The organism is Saccharomonospora sp., from assembly GCF_027317685.1.
Classification (GTDB): domain Bacteria; phylum Actinomycetota; class Actinomycetes; order Mycobacteriales; family Pseudonocardiaceae; genus Saccharomonospora.
The window spans coordinates 1-17,904 of the sequence record NZ_DAHVQP010000078.1; the positions used below are offsets into that span (position 1 = coordinate 1).

Genomic DNA, 17,904 nt, shown 5'->3' on the forward strand with positions numbered 1-17,904 from the left:
CTGAGCAGACTGCTTCTCACTTCGAGGCTTTGAAGGGGACTTGGACATGCACGTAGCAGCGGACGGCGGCGCGGCGGTCAACAAAGCCGTTGGAAGCACGATCGCGGTCGCGGCGCCGAAGATCGCCGGGGCTCCGGCACCCAGCGGGGGTGGTTACAAGTTCTCCCGTGAGGAGATCGACCAGGTCATCGCGGAGTGGGAGGACCTATACGCCAGCCTCACCCACGACTACCAGCGAGCGCAGGACATGGCGCTCGTGCGGCCGCCGGGGGCCGAGCCCGCCAGCGAGGACTTTACGGCCTACGCCAACCCTTCGGGAAAAGCCTTCATGCAGGCGACCCAGAAGATGATGGACTACGTCCAAAAGTACATTGACGCGCTGCGCAACGCCCGTGACGGCATCACCACCCGCGAGGAACAGTCGCAGGAGGACGTCAACAAGGTCGGCTCAGGAGTGATGGAGGTATGAGCCGCACGGCCCGCGCCGTCTCCGTGCTCGTCCTCGCCACCGCGGCGTCCGTGCTGACCGCCTGTGGTGATGATTCAGCGGCGGACTCGTCGAGTCCGCCCGGGCAGACCGACGCACCCGTGTCCTCGGTGGACACCACCGAGGCCGAAGCACCGAAGGTGACGGATCCGCTCGACACCGTCTCTCTTGTGACCGACCCATGTGGAGCGCTCTCGTCCTCCCAGCTCGATCGGCTCGGGCTCGCCGAAGGGGAGGAGCGGCCGAACGAAGGGTTCGAAAGCGGTGCCTGTAGCTGGGAGCGCACCGAAGAGAGTCTGGACTCCGTCAACCTCTCGGTCATCGTCGAGAACGAGGACGGCCTGAACTCCCTCTACGCCGACAAGGAATCCAACGAGTACTTCGAACCCACCGAGGTCGCCGGTTATCCCGCCGTCTACGCGAGTCTCCTCGACAGCAGGGATTCGGGGATATGTGACTTGTGGATCGGCGTGAACGACCACGAAGTCGTCCACATCATGACGAATCTCGCCTCTGCAGAAAACGCTGAAGCGTCGTGCGAACTGGCCGCCGACGCCGCCGAAGCCGTCGTCACCACCCTGGGGAGTTGATCAGTATGCCGTTGTTCCTCGTTCCGATCATCGCGGGCGGTGCCGCCGCTGTCGGTGGTACCGCGGCCTACGGCATCCTGACCCAGGAAGAGGCCGGTGACTACGCGGCGAGCGCCGGTGGTCGACAGCTCGCCGCGCACCAGATCTACGAGCTGCTCCACGCGGGCGACAACGGCCAGTCCCTCATGACCGGGCGGGAGTCGGCCGACACGTTGAAGAACAACTTCGGCGAACGCATCAGTCAGATGGACGCGCTCGCCAGGAGGATGGACGAAGCGTGGCAGGGCGACTCCGCCGAGGCCGCCAAGGCCGGGGCTCACCCGCTGAAGCAGTGGCTGGAGGACTCCCGAGGCAAGCTGAACGCGAGCGACAACACCATGGCCGCGCAGCTTGACGCTTTCAGCTCGGTGCGCTCGCAGGTACAGCCGTTGCCCGCTCAACCGCCGGAGAGCAACTTCTTAAACGACATCACGCCGTGGGAAACCGACACCGACAAGGCCATCCAGGCGTACAACGCCAAGGCGCAGGCCAACGTCGAGGCTTACAACGCCTACTACAGCGCGAGCAGCGCCAACGCTCAGTCCCTGCCCGTCTACAGCACCGTCGACGGCCAGTTCGGTGACATCCAGGTGGACACCAGCGGCATCGCCGGTGGCGGGGGCGCCGGTGGCGGAGCGGCAGGTGGCGCCTTCCCGGGCGGCGGTGCCGGTGGCGTCGGCAGCGGTGCCGGTGGTGGCGCGGGCGCCGGTGGCGGCTACGCCGGTGGTGGCGCGGGCGCCGGTTACGCCGGCGGTGGTGCCGGTGGCGGCGCAGGCGGTGGTTACGCCGGTGGCGTGCCCGGTGGCAGCTACCCCGGCATCGGTGGTGGCAGCGTCGGTAGCGGTGGAGTCGGCAGCGGTGCCGGTGGCGGTATCGGTGGCGGGGGCACTCCCAGCTTCGAGTACTCGCCGGGCACCTGGGACGACAGCACCAGCGCATCCGGTTACACGCCGCCGTCGGGTACCACTCCCGGGTTCTCCGGTGGTGGCGGATTCGGTGGTGGCATCGGCGGCGGCAACGTGAACCTGCCCGGCGGCGGAAGCGGCGGCTTCACCCCGGGTGGTTCCACACCCGGGTTCGGTGGTGTCGGCGGTGGTGTGGGCGCCGGTGGTGCCGGCGGTATCGCCCCGGTCGGCGGCGCGTTCGTTCCCGGTGCCGGAGGCGTCGGGGGAGTCGGTGCCGGAACCGGAGGCGTCGGCGCAGGCGGACCGGGGGCCGGTGCTCCGGGTTCGTCCACGGGTGCCGCGGCGCCGGGCGCACGCGGTGCGATGGCGGGCCCCGGAGCCGGCGCCGGAGCGGGTGCCGCCGGTGCACGGGGCATGGCCGGGGTGCCGATGGGCGCCATGGGCGCCGCCCGTGGACAGGGCTCCGAGGACGAGGAGCACCAGACCAAATTCCTCGTCGAGGAAGACGGAGACTCGTTGTTCGGCAGCGACGAGCTGACCGCACCGCCGGTCATCGGTGAGTAGGTCTCTCCGGCTGGACTGGAACCACGAAAGAGGACGAAAACCGTGCTGGAACAGCAGGTGAGCATGTCGACGGCCACCATGCTCAACCTCATTCGCCGCACCGGTGCCGAACCACACCCCGTGCTGTCGAGCACACCGGTGTGGGAGGACGAACGCGCGCGGAAGCAGGCCGAGGAACGGGCCAACACCGAGTTGGCCCACCTCGGGCTGCTCGACGGCAGCGGCGTGCATCGGGACCTGGTAGCCACCGTGGAAGCCATCGCGAATCCCACGTTGGAGTACTACGCGTGGATCAACGGTGGCATCGAGGACCAGGCCGTGAATTACGCGGTGCTGGCCGGAACCGGTGTCGGCGAGGCGTTCGTGCTGGTCCGTAATTCCGATTCGGACGTCGTGGCGTTCGGGTGCGTCCACCCCAACGAACTGATGGAGAACTTCATCGCCCAGTTACCGGCGCTGAGCCCCGGCCGGGGCCAGCCGCTGTGGGTGCCGAAGAGCGTGATGTCGGGTGGTGCGAGGCAGCGCGAATTCGACGGCGAGAACTTCTCCGTGATGAACAACGGTCGGCGCAGCGCCACGGCGACGGAGGCGTCGGAGATGCGCCGTATCCTCGGGCTGCCCAGGTTGGGCGGCGGAAGTCTGTACGTGGCGGCACGCAGCCGTAGCGGCAAACGGGAGCGTGCCGAGCGCCCGGTGAACTACATCGACACTTCCGAGGGGCGTTGGCTGACCGAGGAGGTGCCGGGCAGTGGGGAACCGATGATCGCGTTCCACCCGGCATCACCACAATTGCTCGCCGAGCGGCTACGGAAAGCACATAGTCGGCTACCCATCGCCTGATGGATTCGCACCCGTTCAGCCTACGGTGCGATCACTCTACGCTGCGTAACGTTATCCACAGGTCTAGTCCGGGACGGAGATCCGCCCCGGACCGCGACACGCCGAAGGGCGGGTATCGCGCGACACGCCGACAGATCACACACAAAGTTCTCCACAAGTTATCCACAGGGCCTGACCTGCGTTTTTCATGAAACAGACATAAGTTCTCCCCAGGTTATCCACAGGCTTCCGCACACCTGTGGACAACTAGGGCCAGTCATCAACAAGTTATCCACAGCTGCATCCACAGGTGGAATTGCGATGCTCCGTCCGAGCGATCTAGCGTGCCCGGACAGAGAGTGCGAAACGCGGACTCGTCCGCTCGTCCACACTCGATAAATCATCGAACAGATGTTCGATCCAGCCTTTTTCCGGGAGGTGCCTGCACCAGTGGCGATCACCGACGACCGCGGTTCCGCGTTCACCGGCGAACACGGCGGGTTCGAACGTCAGCCGCCCCAGGACACGGCGGCGGAACAGTCGGTGCTCGGCGGCATGTTGCTGTCCAAGGACGCGATCGCGGACGTCGTCGAGGTGCTGCGTCCCGGCGACTTCTACCGACCCGCCCACCAGGCCGTCTACGACTGCATCCTCGACCTCTACGGACGGGGCGAACCCGCCGACCCGATCACCGTGTCGGCCGAACTGGAACGCCGAGGCGAACTCGCCCGGGTGGGCGGGGCACCGTATCTGCACACGTTGATCGCCACCGTGCCCACGGCGGCCAACGCGGGCTACTACGCCAGGATCGTGGCCGAGAAGGCGATCCTGCGCAGGCTCGTGGAAGCGGGCACGCGCATCGTCCAGTACGGCTACGGGGCCGACAGCAGCGACGGCGGCGACGTCAACGAGGTCGTCGACCGCGCGCAGGCCGCCATCTACGAAGTCACCGAGCGGCGCACCAGCGAGGACTACATCGCACTGGAGGAGTTGCTCCAGCCGACGATGGACGAGATCGACGCCATCGCGTCCAGAGGCGGTACGGCGCAAGGCATTCCCACCGGCTTCGCCGACCTCGACGAGGTCACCAATGGTCTGCACCCCGGGCAGATGGTCATCATCGCGGCGCGTCCCGGTGTGGGGAAATCGACGCTGGGCTTGGACTTCGCCCGCTCCTGTTCCATCAAACACGGCATGACCAGCGTCATCTTCTCGCTGGAGATGAGCCGCACCGAGATCGTGATGCGTATGTTGTCGGCCGAGGCCAAGATCAGGCTCGCCGACATGCGGGGTGGGCGCATGTCCGACGACGACTGGACGCGGCTGGCCCGGCGCATGAGCGAGATCAGCGAGGCACCGTTGTTCATCGACGACTCGCCGAACCTCACGATGATGGAGATCCGCGCCAAGGCGCGGAGGCTGAAGCAGCGCAACGACCTGAAGCTGATCGTCGTCGACTACATGCAGCTGATGACCTCGGGCAAGCGAGTCGAGTCACGGCAGCAGGAAGTCTCCGAGTTCTCGCGGCAGTTGAAGCTGCTGGCCAAAGAGCTGGAGGTCCCCGTGGTGGCGATCAGTCAGCTCAACCGTGGCCCGGAGCAGCGCAACGACAAGCGGCCCATGCTGGCCGACCTGAGGGAGAGTGGGTCTTTAGAGCAGGACGCCGACGTGGTGCTGCTCATCCACCGGCCCGACGCGTGGGAGCGTGACGACCCACGTGCCGGTGAGGCGGACCTGATCCTGGCCAAGCATCGCGCGGGTCCGACGAGCACCATCAGCGTGGCCCACCAGCTGCACTACAGCCGCTTCAGCGACCTGGCCCACGAATAGTCGAGCGAAGAAAGGAGCCTGTTCGGCGTCGGCCGCAGACTCGCGCCGCTACGCGACCAAGGGGTGCTCATCATCGGCAGCGGGTTCTTCACCCACAACCTGAGTGCGCTGAGCACGAGCGTCGACGGGCCGCCACCCTCGTGGTCGGCAGAGTTCGACCACTGGGGCTCCGAAACACTCGCCGGCGGGGACATCGACTCGATACTCGATTTCCGGCACAAGGCTCCCGCCGCCGCACTCGCACACCCGCGTACGGAGCATTTCGCACCGCTGTTCGTCGCACTCGGCGCGCACGACGCCGCACGAACACCCCGCACCGTGATCGACGGCTTCTGGTTCGGGCTCGCGAAACGCTCGTTGCAGCTGGACTGAGCTCCGCAGACAGCGGATCAGGTCACAACCCCGGCACGGGGCAGGACCGATACGGTTACCTCGTGAGCGAGTCGGAAAACGGAACTGGGGGCCGTAACGGCCGCACGAAGAACACGAAACCGCTGTTGTCCGAAGACGCGGAAGTCGTCGGCTGGGTGCCCAAAGGGCTGCGGGTGTCCGCCGCCCTGTCCTGGCGCTTCCTCGTCGTGGTGGCGGCGCTCTATGTCGTAGTCTGGCTCATCGGCTACCTGTCGTTCGTGGTGGTGCCGGTGGCCATCGCGCTGCTACTGGCCGCTCTTCTCGCGCCCGCCGTGCAACGCCTCGTGAAGTACCGCATTCCGCAGTCCATCGCGGCGGCGATCGTGCTGATCGGCGGCCTCGGCCTCGTCGGTGCCCTGCTGACGTTCGTGATCACCCAGTTCACCGCGGGCCTGCCCGCCCTCCAGGAGAAGGTGAACAGCAGTCTCGAACAGGTCAACGATTGGCTCATCAACGGGCCGCTGCACCTGCGTGAGACCCAGATCGTGGACTTCGTCAACAACGCCGTCGACTTCCTCCAGGAGAACCAGGCCACCATCGCCGACAGCGCTCTCTCCACCGCGGGCACCGTCGGCGAGATCCTCACCGGCCTGCTGCTGACGCTGTTCGTGCTCATCTTCTTCCTGGCGAACGGGCAGCAGATCTGGGGTTTTCTGATGCGCGGTGTGCCGGCGCCCGTGCGTAGACGGGTGGACATCGCCGGGCGGCGAGGCTTCGACTCACTCGTCAGCTACGTGCGCGCTACCGCTGCGGTCGCTGTGGTGGACGGTGTGGGCATCGGCATCGGCCTGTGGATCGTCGGCGTGCCGCTGGCCATTCCGCTGGCCACTCTGGTGTTCCTGGGCGCCTTCATCCCCATCATCGGGGCGGTCGTCACCGGAGCCGTCGCCGTGCTGGTCGCGCTGGTGACCAACGGGTTCATCACCGCACTCATCGTGCTCGCCATCGTGGTGGGCGTGATGCAGCTCGAAAGTCACGTGCTGCAGCCGCTGCTGCTGGGCCGGGCCGTGCGCCTGCACCCGCTGGCCGTCATCCTCGCCATCACGGCGGGTATGACCACCGCGGGCATTCCCGGCGCGCTGCTGTCGGTCCCACTGCTCGCCGTGCTGAACTCCGGCATCAAGTCACTGCTCCAGGGCGACGAGGATGACGAGAACGACGAGGAGAGAACCGCCGCGGCGCACGTGGAACCTGGGACGGACGACACCGGCGGCGACGAGCCACCGTCCTACGGCTCGGACAAGGCCCGCAAGGAGCCCGATCCGGCATGACCAGCTCCACGTCCACGTCGTTGCGTGATCCAGCGACACCGTTGTGGTGGGGAACTGTCGCGTTGCGCTGGATCACCCTCGGTTTCGCCTTCAGCGCCGTCCTGGTGCACCACGACAACTACGTCCGCCCTTGGCTGGCGTGGGTGGGCCTCGGCGCGATGTTGGCCTGGTCGTGCGTGACCAGCGTCGCCTACACGCGTCCCGCCGGTCGTGAGGCGTGGATCGTGGTGATCGACGTGGCCGTCACGTGCGCGATCATGCTGACGTCGCCGTTCGTGTTGTCCGAAGCCCAGTACGAGCAGCTCGCTCCGTTGGTGACGACGGTGTGGGCGGCCGTGCCGCCGCTGGCGGCGGGTATCCGCTTCGGGGCGGTGGGAGGCGTCGTCGCGGGGCTGATCCTGACGGGGTGCACGGGAGTGGCCAGGCTCACCCTGGACCTCAACGTGGCCAGCGACGGTGTGCTGTTGACCGCCAGCGGGCTACTGCTCGGTGTCACGGCCACCACGGCCCGCCGCTCACAGGCCGCGTTAGCTCGAGCCATGCGCAGCGAGGCCGCGACGGCCGAGCGGGAGCGTCTCGCACGTTCCATTCACGACAGTGTTTTGCAGGTGCTCGCGCGCGTCCGGAGGCGCGGTTCCGAGCTGGGCGGCGAGGCCGCCGAACTCGCCCGATTGGCGGGGGAGCAGGAAATCGCGCTGCGAGCGTTGGTCACCACGGAACCGAACAGCCACTCGGAGAACGACATCTCGGATCTGCGTTCGGCCCTGCAGATCCTTTCGACGTCGCGGGTGCAGATCGCTGCCCCCGCCGGGAAAGTTCCGATGCCGTCGAACGTCGTGACCGAACTCGTCGCGGCCACCAGAGAAGCTTTGTCCAATGTAGAGAAACATGTGGGACCGTCGGCCAAGGCCTGGGTCCTGCTCGAAGACCTGGGAGAAGAAATCGTGTTGACGGTCAGAGACGACGGGCCGGGGATTCCACCGGGCAGGCTCGAACAGGCGCTGAGTGAGGGACACCTCGGTGTCGCCAAGTCGATCCGGGGCAGAGTCACCGAACTCGGCGGCACGTGCACGCTCGAAACCGCCCCCGGTGAGGGCACCGAGTGGGAAATACGGGTCCCGAGACCGAGATCAGGGAGGAAAGTCCGATGACGATATCGGTCATGATCGTCGATGATCATCCGATCTGGCGTGACGGTGTCGCCCGCGACCTCTCCGAGCACGACTTCGACGTCAAGGCCACGGCGTCCGACGGTGATTCGGCCATCCGGATCGCCTGCGCCGTCCGCCCCGACGTGGTGTTGATGGACATCAACCTCGGCAGCACATCGGGCGTGGACGCGACCAGAGAGATCACCAACGAGCTTCCCGACACCCGGGTTCTGGTTCTGTCGGCGAGCGGTGAGCACGACGACGTCCTGCAGGCGGTGAAGGCGGGCGCCTCGGGGTATCTCGTGAAGTCGGCGTCGGTGGCCGAGCTCGTCGACGCCGTACGGCGGACGGCCGAGGGCGACCCCGTGTTCACCGCGGGACTGGCCGGCATGGTGCTCGGCGAGTACCGGCGGATGGCCGACCTGCCCAACGTGGGCGATCCACCACCGCGGCTGACCGAACGGGAGACCGAGGTGTTGCGACTGGTCGCCAAAGGTCTCACGGCGAAACAGATCGCCGACCGGCTGGTCATCTCACACCGCACCGTCGAGAACCACGTACAGTCGACGCTGCGCAAGCTTCAGCTGCACAACCGGGTGGAGCTGGCCCGATACGCCATCGAACACGGACTCGACCAGGAATCCTGAGGCCTCCCTTGGGGGTCCTTTCAGGGATTCTCCCGGATCCCGGGGACCGGCCCGATGCCTAGCATCGGAGCAATGAACGAGGAGCAGATCTCGGCGGAGCAGCGCAGGCTTCGGGATCTCCGGGTCTCCGACCGAGAACGTGAGCACGTCGTCGAACTGCTGAAAACCGCCATCGGGCGGGGTCTGATCGACCTCGACGAGTTCAGTGAACGCGCCGACACCGCCTACGCCGCACGCACCAGGGGCGAGTTGAACAAGGTGCTCGTGGACCTCCCGGGGTTGTCGCACCCCGAGGCCATCGGAGTCGCCGCCACAGCCACCACGGCCACAGCGCCCGGTGTGGTCGGTGTGGGCGTGCCGAACTACGCACCGGGCGAGCGCCTCGTGCTGCGGTCTCACGGCTCGGATCTCGTGCGGAAGGGCCAATGGACGGTGCCGTCGGCGATTCTGCTGCGCAACCGGTACGGCGAGGCGCGCCTCGACTTCAGCGAGGCGAATGTGACCAGCGACGTGGTGCACATCGAGCTCGACGTGAAGTGGGGGTCGGTCTACTTCACCATCCCGGAGCACGCGTCCTTGGATCTCAATGCGCTGGATGACGTGAAGTGGTCGAGTGTGAACGACAAGACCCGAGGCGGAGCGGGCAGTCCCCGGTTCGTCGTCACCGGCCGTCTCTCGGCCAGCTCACTGACCGTCCGACACCCGCGCAAGGGCCTGTTCTGGTGTTAGGCCGCGTCCTTCCGGCTTTCTAGGCCTCCCTCGCCGCCACGCGGGCGGCCGCCGCCGTGGGGGCGGCCAGTGCGGCGCGAGCGGCGCGCTCACAATCGTCGAAAGTCACCGCCGCGAGGCTCGCGCCCACCGCGCGCACCGAGCCCGCGTTCATGGACAGGCTGCTGATGCCGAGTCCGGCGAGTACGCGGGCCAACAGCGGATCGGCGGCGGCCTCGCCACACACGCCCGCGGGCTTGTCCTTCTCCTTCGCTGCCTCGCCGACCATCGCGATGAGCCGCAACAGGCCGGGCTGCCACGGTTCGTTCAACGCGGCCACCGCACCGAGCTGCCGGTCGGCGGCGAACGTGTACTGCGCGAGGTCGTTGGTGCCGAGCGAGACGAAATCGACGGCGTCGAAGACCTCCCGGGCCGTCAACGCGGCCGAGGGCACCTCGATCATCACTCCCGCCCGGGACAGCCCCGCCGCACGTACCCGGTCGGCGAACCACGCCGCCTCCTCGGCCGTGGCGATCATCGGAGCCATCACCGAGACGTCGGCCCCCACGTCTTCGGTGGCGCCCGCGATGGCCTCCAGTTGCCGGTCGAGCACGCCCGTGCGCTCCAACGACACCCGGATACCCCGCACGCCGAGCGCCGGGTTGGGCTCCGCCTCCTGCGACAGGAACACAAGCGGCTTGTCCGCTCCGGCGTCCAATGTCCGCACGATCACGGGCTTGCTGCCGAACGGTTCGAGCACCGCGGCGTAGGCGACGCGCTGCTCGGCCACGGTGGGCTCGGAATCGACGTCGAGGTAGCAGAACTCGGTGCGGAACAGACCGACTCCCTCGGCACCCGTCTCCGCGGCCGCGCGGGCGTCGGCGGGCGCTCCCACGTTGGCGAGCACCTTGATGCGCCGACCGTCCGACGTGGCACCCACGCCGTTCCAGTCGGCCCCGGCCGCTTCGGTCGCCGTCACCACGGGCGCGTCCTTGTCGACGGCCGTCACCACGCCGGTGTCGCCGTCCACGGCCACGGCCTCGGCCTCGAACGAGAGCGCACCCTTCGCCGCCACGACAGCGGGAATACGCAGCGACCGCGCGAGAATGGCGGTGTGGCTGGTCGGGCCGCCCTCCTCGGTGATGAGAGCGAGCACCTTGGCGGGATCGAGCGAGGCGGTGTCGGCGGGAGCCAGGTCGCGGGCGACGAGCACACTCGGACGCTGCAGATTCGGCACACCGGGCGGCTCGATACCGAGCAGTTCGGCGATGATGCGGTCGCGCACGTCCTGGATGTCGCGCACCCTTTCGGCCATGTAGCCGCCCGCGGAGGACAGCGCTTGGGCGAAGTTGTTCGCCGCCTCGTACACCGCCCTCGCCGCCGGGATGCGTTGCGCGGTGACAAGCTGCTCGGCCTGACTCACCAGTGCCGGGTCGGACGCCATCGCAGCCGTGGTCATCAAAATCGTCGCGGCGTCACCACTGGCCGCCGCTGCGGTCGCTTCGAGACGCGCGGCCACGGCCTGTGCGGCCGGTGCGATCCGTGCCGCCTCCGCGTGGGGATCGTCGGGAGGGGGTGTACTCGCCGGCTCCTCGATCGACTCGGTAACCCGGACGACGGGACCACTCGCGCGGCCGGGGCTCACTCCGACCCCGGAGACCTGCGGTTGGTGCATGCTTACGCTCACTCTAATTCGGCGACAGTCGGATACGAGGGTTGGGCACCTCGGCGAGTGACCGAGAGTGCCGCTACCCGCACGGCCGAAGCGACCGCGTCGGGTAGTTCGGAATCACGGGCCAACGCGGTGGCCAGAGCCCCCGCGAAGGCATCACCGGCACCGGTCGTGTCGACGACATCGACGGTGGGTGAGGGTATCTCACTGAGCCCGGTGGACTCGACGACGACGGCTCCGCGTGCCCCCGAGGTCACCACGGCGGCGCGGGGACCGAGATCGAGCAGCTTCGACAGCTCGGCGGTCGAGACCGCATCGTCGTCTTCGTCGGCGGCCCCCAGCAGCCAGGCCGCTTCGTGCTCGTTGACGAGCAGGATATCCACATCGGCGAGCGTGGATTCGGCCACCGAGGCCACGGGGGAGAGATTGAGGATCGTGCGCGTTGCCGTCTCGGCGGCGGAGCCGATCGCACGTTCAACGGTGTCGAGCGGGATCTCCATCGACACGACCATCACCTTGGGCGACCGCACGGCGGCCACCACGTCGTCGGGGCGCAGCGCGTGATTGGCGCCGGGCGAGACGAGGATGGAGTTCTCGCCGTCCGGGGTGACCGTGATGAACGCGAGTCCCGTCGGCCGTGACACCACACGCACGAGTCCGGTGTGCACACCGGACTCACGCAGTGAGTCGAGCAGGAGCCCGCCGTGCGCGTCGTCGCCGACAGCGCCCAACAGTGCGACGTCGGCGCCCAGTCTGGCGGCCGCTACCGCCGTGTTGGCGCCCTTACCACCGGGCAGGATCTCCGTATCCCCACCGAGAACGGTCTCGCCGCCACCGGGACGGCGGTCGGCGGTGACCACGAGATCGGCGTTGGCCGATCCGACGACGAGCACCTGTGCAGTCACATCAGCCAGGGTGCCACGGAAGTAGGTCCGTCCGCCGCAGCGTTTCGAGTTGTGGGTATGTGAAATCCTTTGTAACTTTCACACCCACCAGAACAAGAGGCAGACGAGAACCTCCCGTGGGTCACCCGATAGGGTGAACTTTGTGTCAGTGAGTCACAATACTGACACGGGGAGTTCTTCACTGGAACCACCGCCACAGTGCGGGGTGTGTCCGAAGTCCCACAGGGACGATCGGGCATCGGGTCGCCGGCATCGGTCACGTAGCCCCCCGAGTGATCGGTGCCGGCGGCGCCCGACCCTTTTCACTTCACCACGTTCACCAGCCGGCCCGGCACCACGATGACCTTGCGTGGCTCCGCGCCTTCCAACGCCGCCACGATCTTCTCATCGGCCAGAGCCGCCGCCTTCACCGCGTCCTGATCGGCGTCCGCGGGCACCGTCATCCTCGACCGCACCTTGCCGTTGACCTGGATCGGGTACTCGACCGTCTCATCCACCAGGTACCGCTCGTCCGCCGTCGGGAACGGCCCGTGCACCAGCGATTCCGAGTGCCCCAGACGGCTCCACAGCTCCTCGGCGATGTGCGGGCACATCGGAGCCAGCATCAGCACCAGCGGCTCCGCCAGCCCCCGCGGAGTCGCCGCGGCCGAACCGTAGGTCTTCGTCACGTAGTTGTTCAGCTCGATGAGCTTCGCGCCCGCCGTGTTGAACCGCAGATTCGCGTAGTCCTCGCGGACCCCCGCGATCGCCCGGTTCAACTGCCGCAGGTCCTCATCGGACAGCTCGGCGTCGTTCACCCGCAGCTCGCCGGTGTTCTCGTCCACCACCAGCCGCCACAACCGCTGCAGGAACCGGTGAGCGCCCACCACGTCCTTCGTCGCCCACGGCCTCGACACGTCCAACGGGCCCATCGACATCTCGTAGAACCGGAACGTGTCCGCACCGTAGTTCTCGGCGATCTCGTCAGGAGTGACGACGTTCTTCAGACTCTTGCCCATCTTGCCGTACTCCTGCTTGACCTCCTCGCCCTTGTAGAAGAACTTGCCGTCGCGTTCTTCCACTTCCTCGGCGGGCACGTACACACCGCGGGAGTCGGTGTAGGCGTAGGCCTGGATGTAGCCCTGGTTGTACAGCCTGCGGTAGGGCTCATCCGACGACACGTGACCCAGGTCGTAGAGCACCTTGTGCCAGAACCGCGAGTACAGCAGGTGCAGCACGCCGTGCTCCACCCCGCCCACGTACAGGTCCAGACCGCCCGGGTCGTTCTCGCCGTGCAACTCGGGACGCGGCCCCATCCAGTAGCGCTCGTTGACCGGATCGACGAACCGCTCGTCGTTGTCCGGATCGATGTAACGCAGCTGGTACCAGCACGAACCCGCCCACTGCGGCATCACGTTGGTGTCACGCCAGTACTTCTTCGGCCCGTCGCCCAGGTCCAGCGTCACCTCGACCCAGTCGGTCGCCCGCGCCAACGGCGGTTCGGGCTCGGCGTCGGCGTCCTCCGGGTCGAACGTCTTGGGCGAGTAGTCGTCGACCTCGGGCAGCACGACCGGCAACTGGTCCTCCGGCAGCGCGATGGGCATGCCGTCGGAGTCGTAGACGATGGGGAACGGCTCGCCCCAGTACCGCTGGCGGGCGAACAGCCAGTCACGCAGCTTGTAATGCACCGTTCCCTCGCCGTGGCCGTTGCGCTCCAGCCACTCGATGATCGTGTTCTTGGCGTCGTCGATCCCCAGGCCGTTGAGGTCGATCTCGTCGTTGGCCGAGTTGATGTGCGCACCGTCGCCGTCGAACGCCTCGCCGTCGAAGCCCTCGCTCGGCTGCACCGTGCGCAGGATGTCCAGGCCGAACTTCGTCGCGAAGTCCCAGTCACGCTGGTCCTCGCCGGGCACGGCCATGATCGCGCCGGTGCCGTAGCCCATCAACACGTAGTCGGCGATGAACACGGGGATCTGCTTGCCGTTCACCGGGTTCGTGGCGTACGCCCCGATGAACACGCCCGTCTTCTCCTTGCTCTCCTGCCGGTCGAGCTCGGACTTGCGCGACGTGTCGCGCCGATACGCGGCCACGGCCTCGGCCGGATTCGCCGCACCACCGGTCCAGCGTTCGTCGACCCCCTCGGGCCACTCTGCGGGCACCAGCTCGTCCACCAGCGGGTGTTCCGGCGCCAACACCATGTACGTGGCTCCGAAGAGCGTGTCGGGACGCGTGGTGAACACCTCGACGGTGTGTTCACCCGCGCGGAACCGGACGTTCGCGCCACGTGACCGGCCGATCCAGTTCCGCTGCATCGTCTTGATCTTCTCCGGCCAGTCCAGCCGGTCCAGATCGTCGAGCAGACGGTCGGCGTACGCCGTGATGCGCATCATCCACTGGCGCAGATTCCGCCGGAACACGGGGAAGTTGCCGCGCTCGGTCCGCCCCTCCGCGGTAACCTCCTCGTTGGCCACCACCGTGCCCAGGCCAGGAGCCCAGTTCACCGGCGCCTCGGACAGGTACACCAGCCGGTGTGAGTCGATGATCTTCCGCTGTTCCTTGCTCGACAGCTCGTTCCACGGACGACCGTCCGGTGTGGCCCGCCGTCCCTCGGCGTAGGCCTTCTCCAGCTCCGAGATCGGCCGCGCCTTGTCCTGCTCGGTGTCGTAGTAGGAGTTAAAGATCTGCAAGAAGATCCACTGCGTCCACCGGTAGTAGTCGATGTCGGTGGTCGCGACCCGACGACGCTCGTCGTGGCCCAGACCCAGCCTGCGGATCTGTGCCAGGTACCGCTCGATGTTCGCCTCGGTGGTGGTGCGCGGGTGCGTGCCCGTCTGCACCGCGTACTGCTCCGCGGGCAGGCCGAACGCGTCGAAACCCATCGTGTGCAGCACGTTGCGCCCGATCATGCGGTTGTACCGCGCGAAGACGTCGGTGCCGATGAAACCCAAGGGGTGCCCCACGTGCAGCCCCGCACCCGACGGATACGGAAACATGTCCTGCACGAACAACTTGTCGGACGGCACCTCGGAATCCTTGTCGGCAAGCGAGCCCACCGGGTTCGGTGCGTGGTAGGTGCCGTGGGCGGACCAGTGGTCCTGCCAACGCTGTTCGATCCATCCGGCCATCTCCGCCGTATAGCGGTGTGCCGGGACCGCTTCGGTGCCGTCCGTCATCGCCGTTCCTCCCGTGAACCCGCCTCCAGAAACAACGCAACCCCCCAGCCCGAAGGCGTGAGGGGTTTGCCGCACCGACCGAGAACCGCGGTCAGCGCGGCCCGCTAAGAAGCAGGTGTGCCGTCTTCATCACCGTTTATGGTAGCCGCCCGGCGCACCCCGTTTTCCGAAGCCCCTGCATACGACGTTGTGAGTCGTGGGCAACAGCACGCGGGCACACCACCGCCGTCCGAGGCGCGACGCAGTATTCTCGCAGTCGTGTTCGTGCTCGCGTTGATCCCCGCAGTGTTCGGCGTCCTGGTCGGTTGGGGTGGATTCCTCGGCTGGAGGGAGAAGCTGCCTCGGTCCCGGGGCGCGGGAGTGCGCACCGAGGCCACCATGCGCAGTGACGAGGCGTTCCGGGTGGCCAATCGGGTGGCAGGACTGCCGACGATGATCGCCGGAGGGGTGGGCGTGTTCTCCAGCGCCGCAGCCCTGGCGATGCCAGACACCCTCGGCACGATCATGGCCGTGGTCTTCGGCGTGATCGCCGTGTTCGTTCTCGTCGCCGGTGGTGGCGTGCTCGGTCACCGCGCGGCCAGTGTCGTGCCCGCCCCCGTCGAGCCCGCGGGTTGCGGCAGCTGCGCGTGCTGCGGTGGTTGCGGCACCCAGAACTAACCGTCGGAGACCGTGTCCGCAGCCTGCGTAGTCGTGTCCGCAGCCTGCGTGCCGAATCGGCGCAGCGATGCGTTACCCATCGCCAGCCCGGCAAGCCCCAACAGACACAGCACTCCACCCGACACCGCCGCGAAGGCGGGCGAGGTGAGGCCCGCGACCGCACCCGCGCGGAAGTTGCCGATGTCGGGGCCGGAAACCCCGAGCACGTACTCCACGCTGCTCACCCTGCCTCGATGGGAATCCGGGATCGCTAACTGCACCAGCGTGCCGCGCGTGGCGACGGAAACGGTGTCGGCCACGCCCGCCACCGCAAGACACACCAACGCGAACCACAAGGACTCGGCCAAGCCGAAGACCGTGAGCGCCAGACCCCTCACCGCCGCGGCGGCGAGCTGAACCACTCCTAGTCGTCGCGCCCGATCGCTTTCGGTCCCGGACGTTCTCGCGTGCTCGACGGCCTCACGGTCGGCAGCCGCAACACCCCGTAGGCGTCGATCACGAGGCTGCCCGCATCCGCCGCGTAGCAGATACCCGGTCCCCAGACTCCGGTGACGACCCCGCCCAACGCCGGCCCGACGAGCATCGCCACCTGAAAACTCAGATTCGACAGGGCCAGCCCCGCGCTCAGCTGCGTATCCGGCAGTAAAGCGACCATGAGCGTCCTTCGTGCCGCTGCTCCCAGACCCGCGAACGCGCACTGGGTCGCCACCAGCGCAAGCACCAGTCCGAACGAATCGACTCCCGCAAGCGCTTGCGCCGCCATGGCCGCGGCGACGAACACCTGCCCCACGGTGGTGGCGAGCACCAACCGACGACGGTCCACGACATCCGCGAGCGCACCGCCCACCAAACCGAACACCACCATGGGCACGGCTTGGGCCAGTCCGAGAGCTCCCACCGCAACCGAGCTGTCCGTGAGATCCCAGACCTGTACGAGCACCGCGATCACCGCGAGTTGATGCCCCAACGTCGAGCACGAAGTACTGATCCACAACCTGCGGAACGCGGCACTCGTCCGCAGCGGGCGGACGTCGAGTAGTCCACCCAGCGAGCTCACGACTCGACCTCTCCGCGCTCTTCGTCGCGGGTCAGCCGTTCGGCGATGCGGTCCCGGAACGGGCGTCTACGCAGAGCCTGCTCCATGTCGCGAACGGTTTGGGCCAACGAGTACGGCAGTTCCGCATCGAGCTCGGCCATCGCCTCCTCGGTGGCCCGCCATTCGGCTTCCAAAAACGGCAGGAGTTCACGCGCGGCGTCGGTGAGCTCCACGATTCGGGTCCGCGCGTCCCGGCCAGGTCGGGTGGTGACCAGCCCGTCGCGTTTGAGCGCGCTGACGGTCTGGCTCATGGCCGAGTGCGTGACCACGGCTGCACAGGCTGCAGACACAGCTGCGCAGACTGCGGACACGACTGCACAACCTGCGGACACGGTGACGCAGGCTGCGGACACGCCCGGGATCAGTTGCGTTGGAGGTCGCCCGGGTGCGTGGCCAGTAGTGCCGTGGGCAGGCCTTGCCTGCGCAGGACGTGGCCCCACAGGTCGCGCGTCGGCCCGGCCAGCACGTCGCTGGGCAACGCGGGCACGATCAACCAGTCGCCACGTTCGATCTCACTCGCCAGCTGTCCCCCGTCCCAACCGGCGTAACCGGCGAAGACCCGCAGCCCCCGAACCTTGGTGACCAGCGAGTCGGGGTCCGAGTCGAGGTCCACGAGCGCCACCGGGCCCCGCACGCCGATCACGCCGGGCACGGTTGCCGCGGTCTCACCCGTGCGCAACGCCGCCAGACACAACGCCGTCTTCTTCTCCACCGGCCCGCCCACGAACACCGACCGGGGCTCGGCGACGTGGTCACCCCAGTGCGGCAGCACCTCGTGTACCGCCACTTCGCTGGGCCGGTTCAGCACGACCCCGAGAGTGCCCTCGGCACGGTGGTCGATCACGAACACCACCGTCCGGCGGAAATTGGGATCGAACATCGTGGGGGCAGCGACCAACAGTGTTCCCGGTTCCACCTGGGCGTCCGCTCTCACACCACCATGATCCCATCCCCGCGCTCCACAATCGTGCGGTGTTCACCGTCTTGTCGGGATCGCGGA

The 17,904-nt window shown here is 67.5% G+C and carries 15 protein-coding genes and 3 pseudogenes; 11 read left to right on the plus strand and 7 right to left on the minus strand.

Translation table 11 applies throughout. The features are described from left to right. Window positions 1–46: 46 nt before the first annotated feature. The 10 genes and pseudogenes from M7H19_RS09060 (at window position 47) to M7H19_RS09105 (ending at window position 9,443) form a co-directional block, all read left to right on the plus strand. Complete coding sequence (locus M7H19_RS09060; RefSeq protein ID WP_298179551.1) at window positions 47–469, plus strand: hypothetical protein; 423 nt, start codon at window positions 47–49, stop codon at window positions 467–469. After that, window positions 466–1,077 (plus strand): DUF3558 domain-containing protein, encoded by a 612-nt coding sequence (locus tag M7H19_RS09065; RefSeq protein WP_298179553.1) that lies wholly within the window; start codon window positions 466–468, stop codon window positions 1,075–1,077. The genes M7H19_RS09060 and M7H19_RS09065 overlap by 4 nt, the downstream gene beginning before the upstream one ends. A 5-nt stretch (window positions 1,078–1,082) precedes the next feature. Continuing rightward, window positions 1,083–2,585 carry a hypothetical protein gene (locus tag M7H19_RS09070; protein WP_298179557.1) on the plus strand — a complete coding sequence of 501 codons (1,503 nt, stop codon included), beginning with the start codon at window positions 1,083–1,085 and terminating at the stop codon, window positions 2,583–2,585. 42 nt (window positions 2,586–2,627) lie between these two features. Then, window positions 2,628–3,425 carry an ESX secretion-associated protein EspG gene (locus M7H19_RS09075; RefSeq protein ID WP_298179558.1) on the plus strand — a complete coding sequence of 266 codons (798 nt, stop codon included), beginning with the start codon at window positions 2,628–2,630 and terminating at the stop codon, window positions 3,423–3,425. Between the two features lie 429 nt (window positions 3,426–3,854). Next, a complete protein-coding gene (gene dnaB / locus M7H19_RS09080) occupies window positions 3,855–5,234 on the plus strand; it encodes a replicative DNA helicase (RefSeq protein WP_298179561.1) in 1,380 nt (459 codons plus the stop codon). An 18-nt stretch (window positions 5,235–5,252) separates the two neighbouring features. Beyond that, window positions 5,253–5,606: pseudogene (locus M7H19_RS09085) on the plus strand (class III extradiol ring-cleavage dioxygenase); the annotation flags it as partial. Window positions 5,607–5,728: 122 nt separating this feature from the next. Further along, entirely contained in the window at window positions 5,729–6,916 is a 1,188-nt protein-coding gene (locus M7H19_RS09090; protein WP_298179656.1) for an AI-2E family transporter, read from the plus strand. Further along, the gene (locus M7H19_RS09095) at window positions 6,913–8,067 is read left to right on the plus strand and encodes an ATP-binding protein (RefSeq protein ID WP_298179564.1); all 1,155 of its coding nucleotides are present in this window, start codon (window positions 6,913–6,915) and stop codon (window positions 8,065–8,067) included. Before M7H19_RS09090 ends, M7H19_RS09095 begins: the two co-directional genes overlap by 4 nt. After that, window positions 8,064–8,714 carry a response regulator transcription factor gene (locus tag M7H19_RS09100; protein ID WP_298179568.1) on the plus strand — a complete coding sequence of 217 codons (651 nt, stop codon included), beginning with the start codon at window positions 8,064–8,066 and terminating at the stop codon, window positions 8,712–8,714. Before M7H19_RS09095 ends, M7H19_RS09100 begins: the two co-directional genes overlap by 4 nt. Window positions 8,715–8,786: 72 nt before the next feature. Beyond that, a complete protein-coding gene (locus M7H19_RS09105; RefSeq protein WP_298179571.1) occupies window positions 8,787–9,443 on the plus strand; it encodes a DUF1707 domain-containing protein in 657 nt (218 codons plus the stop codon). Window positions 9,444–9,462: 19 nt separating this feature from the next. Here M7H19_RS09105 and ptsP read toward each other — a convergent pair whose 3' ends face one another. The 3 genes from ptsP to leuS form a co-directional block, all read right to left on the minus strand. Further along, window positions 9,463–11,097: a phosphoenolpyruvate--protein phosphotransferase gene (gene ptsP / locus M7H19_RS09110; protein WP_298179573.1), complete on the minus strand. Its 1,635-nt coding sequence runs from the start codon at window positions 11,095–11,097 to the stop codon at window positions 9,463–9,465. An 8-nt stretch (window positions 11,098–11,105) separates the two neighbouring features. Next, entirely contained in the window at window positions 11,106–11,999 is an 894-nt protein-coding gene (locus M7H19_RS09115) for a ribokinase (protein ID WP_298179576.1), read from the minus strand. Between the two features lie 302 nt (window positions 12,000–12,301). Further along, entirely contained in the window at window positions 12,302–15,151 is a 2,850-nt protein-coding gene (gene leuS / locus M7H19_RS09120) for a leucine--tRNA ligase (protein ID WP_298179579.1), read from the minus strand. Window positions 15,152–15,409: 258 nt separating this feature from the next. Between leuS and M7H19_RS09125 the strand changes: the two genes are divergently transcribed. After that, window positions 15,410–15,808 carry an SdpI family protein gene (locus tag M7H19_RS09125; RefSeq protein WP_298179582.1) on the plus strand — a complete coding sequence of 133 codons (399 nt, stop codon included), beginning with the start codon at window positions 15,410–15,412 and terminating at the stop codon, window positions 15,806–15,808. On the opposite strand, the gene M7H19_RS18605 is transcribed toward M7H19_RS09125, so the two are convergent. The 4 genes and pseudogenes from M7H19_RS18605 to M7H19_RS09140 form a co-directional block, all read right to left on the minus strand. Then, on the minus strand, window positions 15,805–16,209 hold the full coding sequence (locus tag M7H19_RS18605) for a hypothetical protein (RefSeq protein WP_363321350.1): 405 nt from the start codon (window positions 16,207–16,209) through the stop codon (window positions 15,805–15,807). The two genes, M7H19_RS09125 and M7H19_RS18605, sit on opposite strands and share 4 nt — an antisense overlap. A gap of 2 nt (window positions 16,210–16,211) precedes the next feature. Further along, a complete protein-coding gene (locus M7H19_RS18610; protein ID WP_363321351.1) occupies window positions 16,212–16,865 on the minus strand; it encodes an MFS transporter in 654 nt (217 codons plus the stop codon). Next, a pseudogene (locus M7H19_RS09135) lies at window positions 16,862–17,170 on the minus strand (MarR family transcriptional regulator); the annotation flags it as partial. The pseudogene M7H19_RS09135 and the gene M7H19_RS18610, both read right to left, overlap by 4 nt. A 95-nt stretch (window positions 17,171–17,265) precedes the next feature. Next, window positions 17,266–17,841 (minus strand): annotated as a pseudogene (locus M7H19_RS09140) (YqgE/AlgH family protein); the annotation flags it as partial. Between the last annotated feature and the right edge of the window lie 63 nt (window positions 17,842–17,904).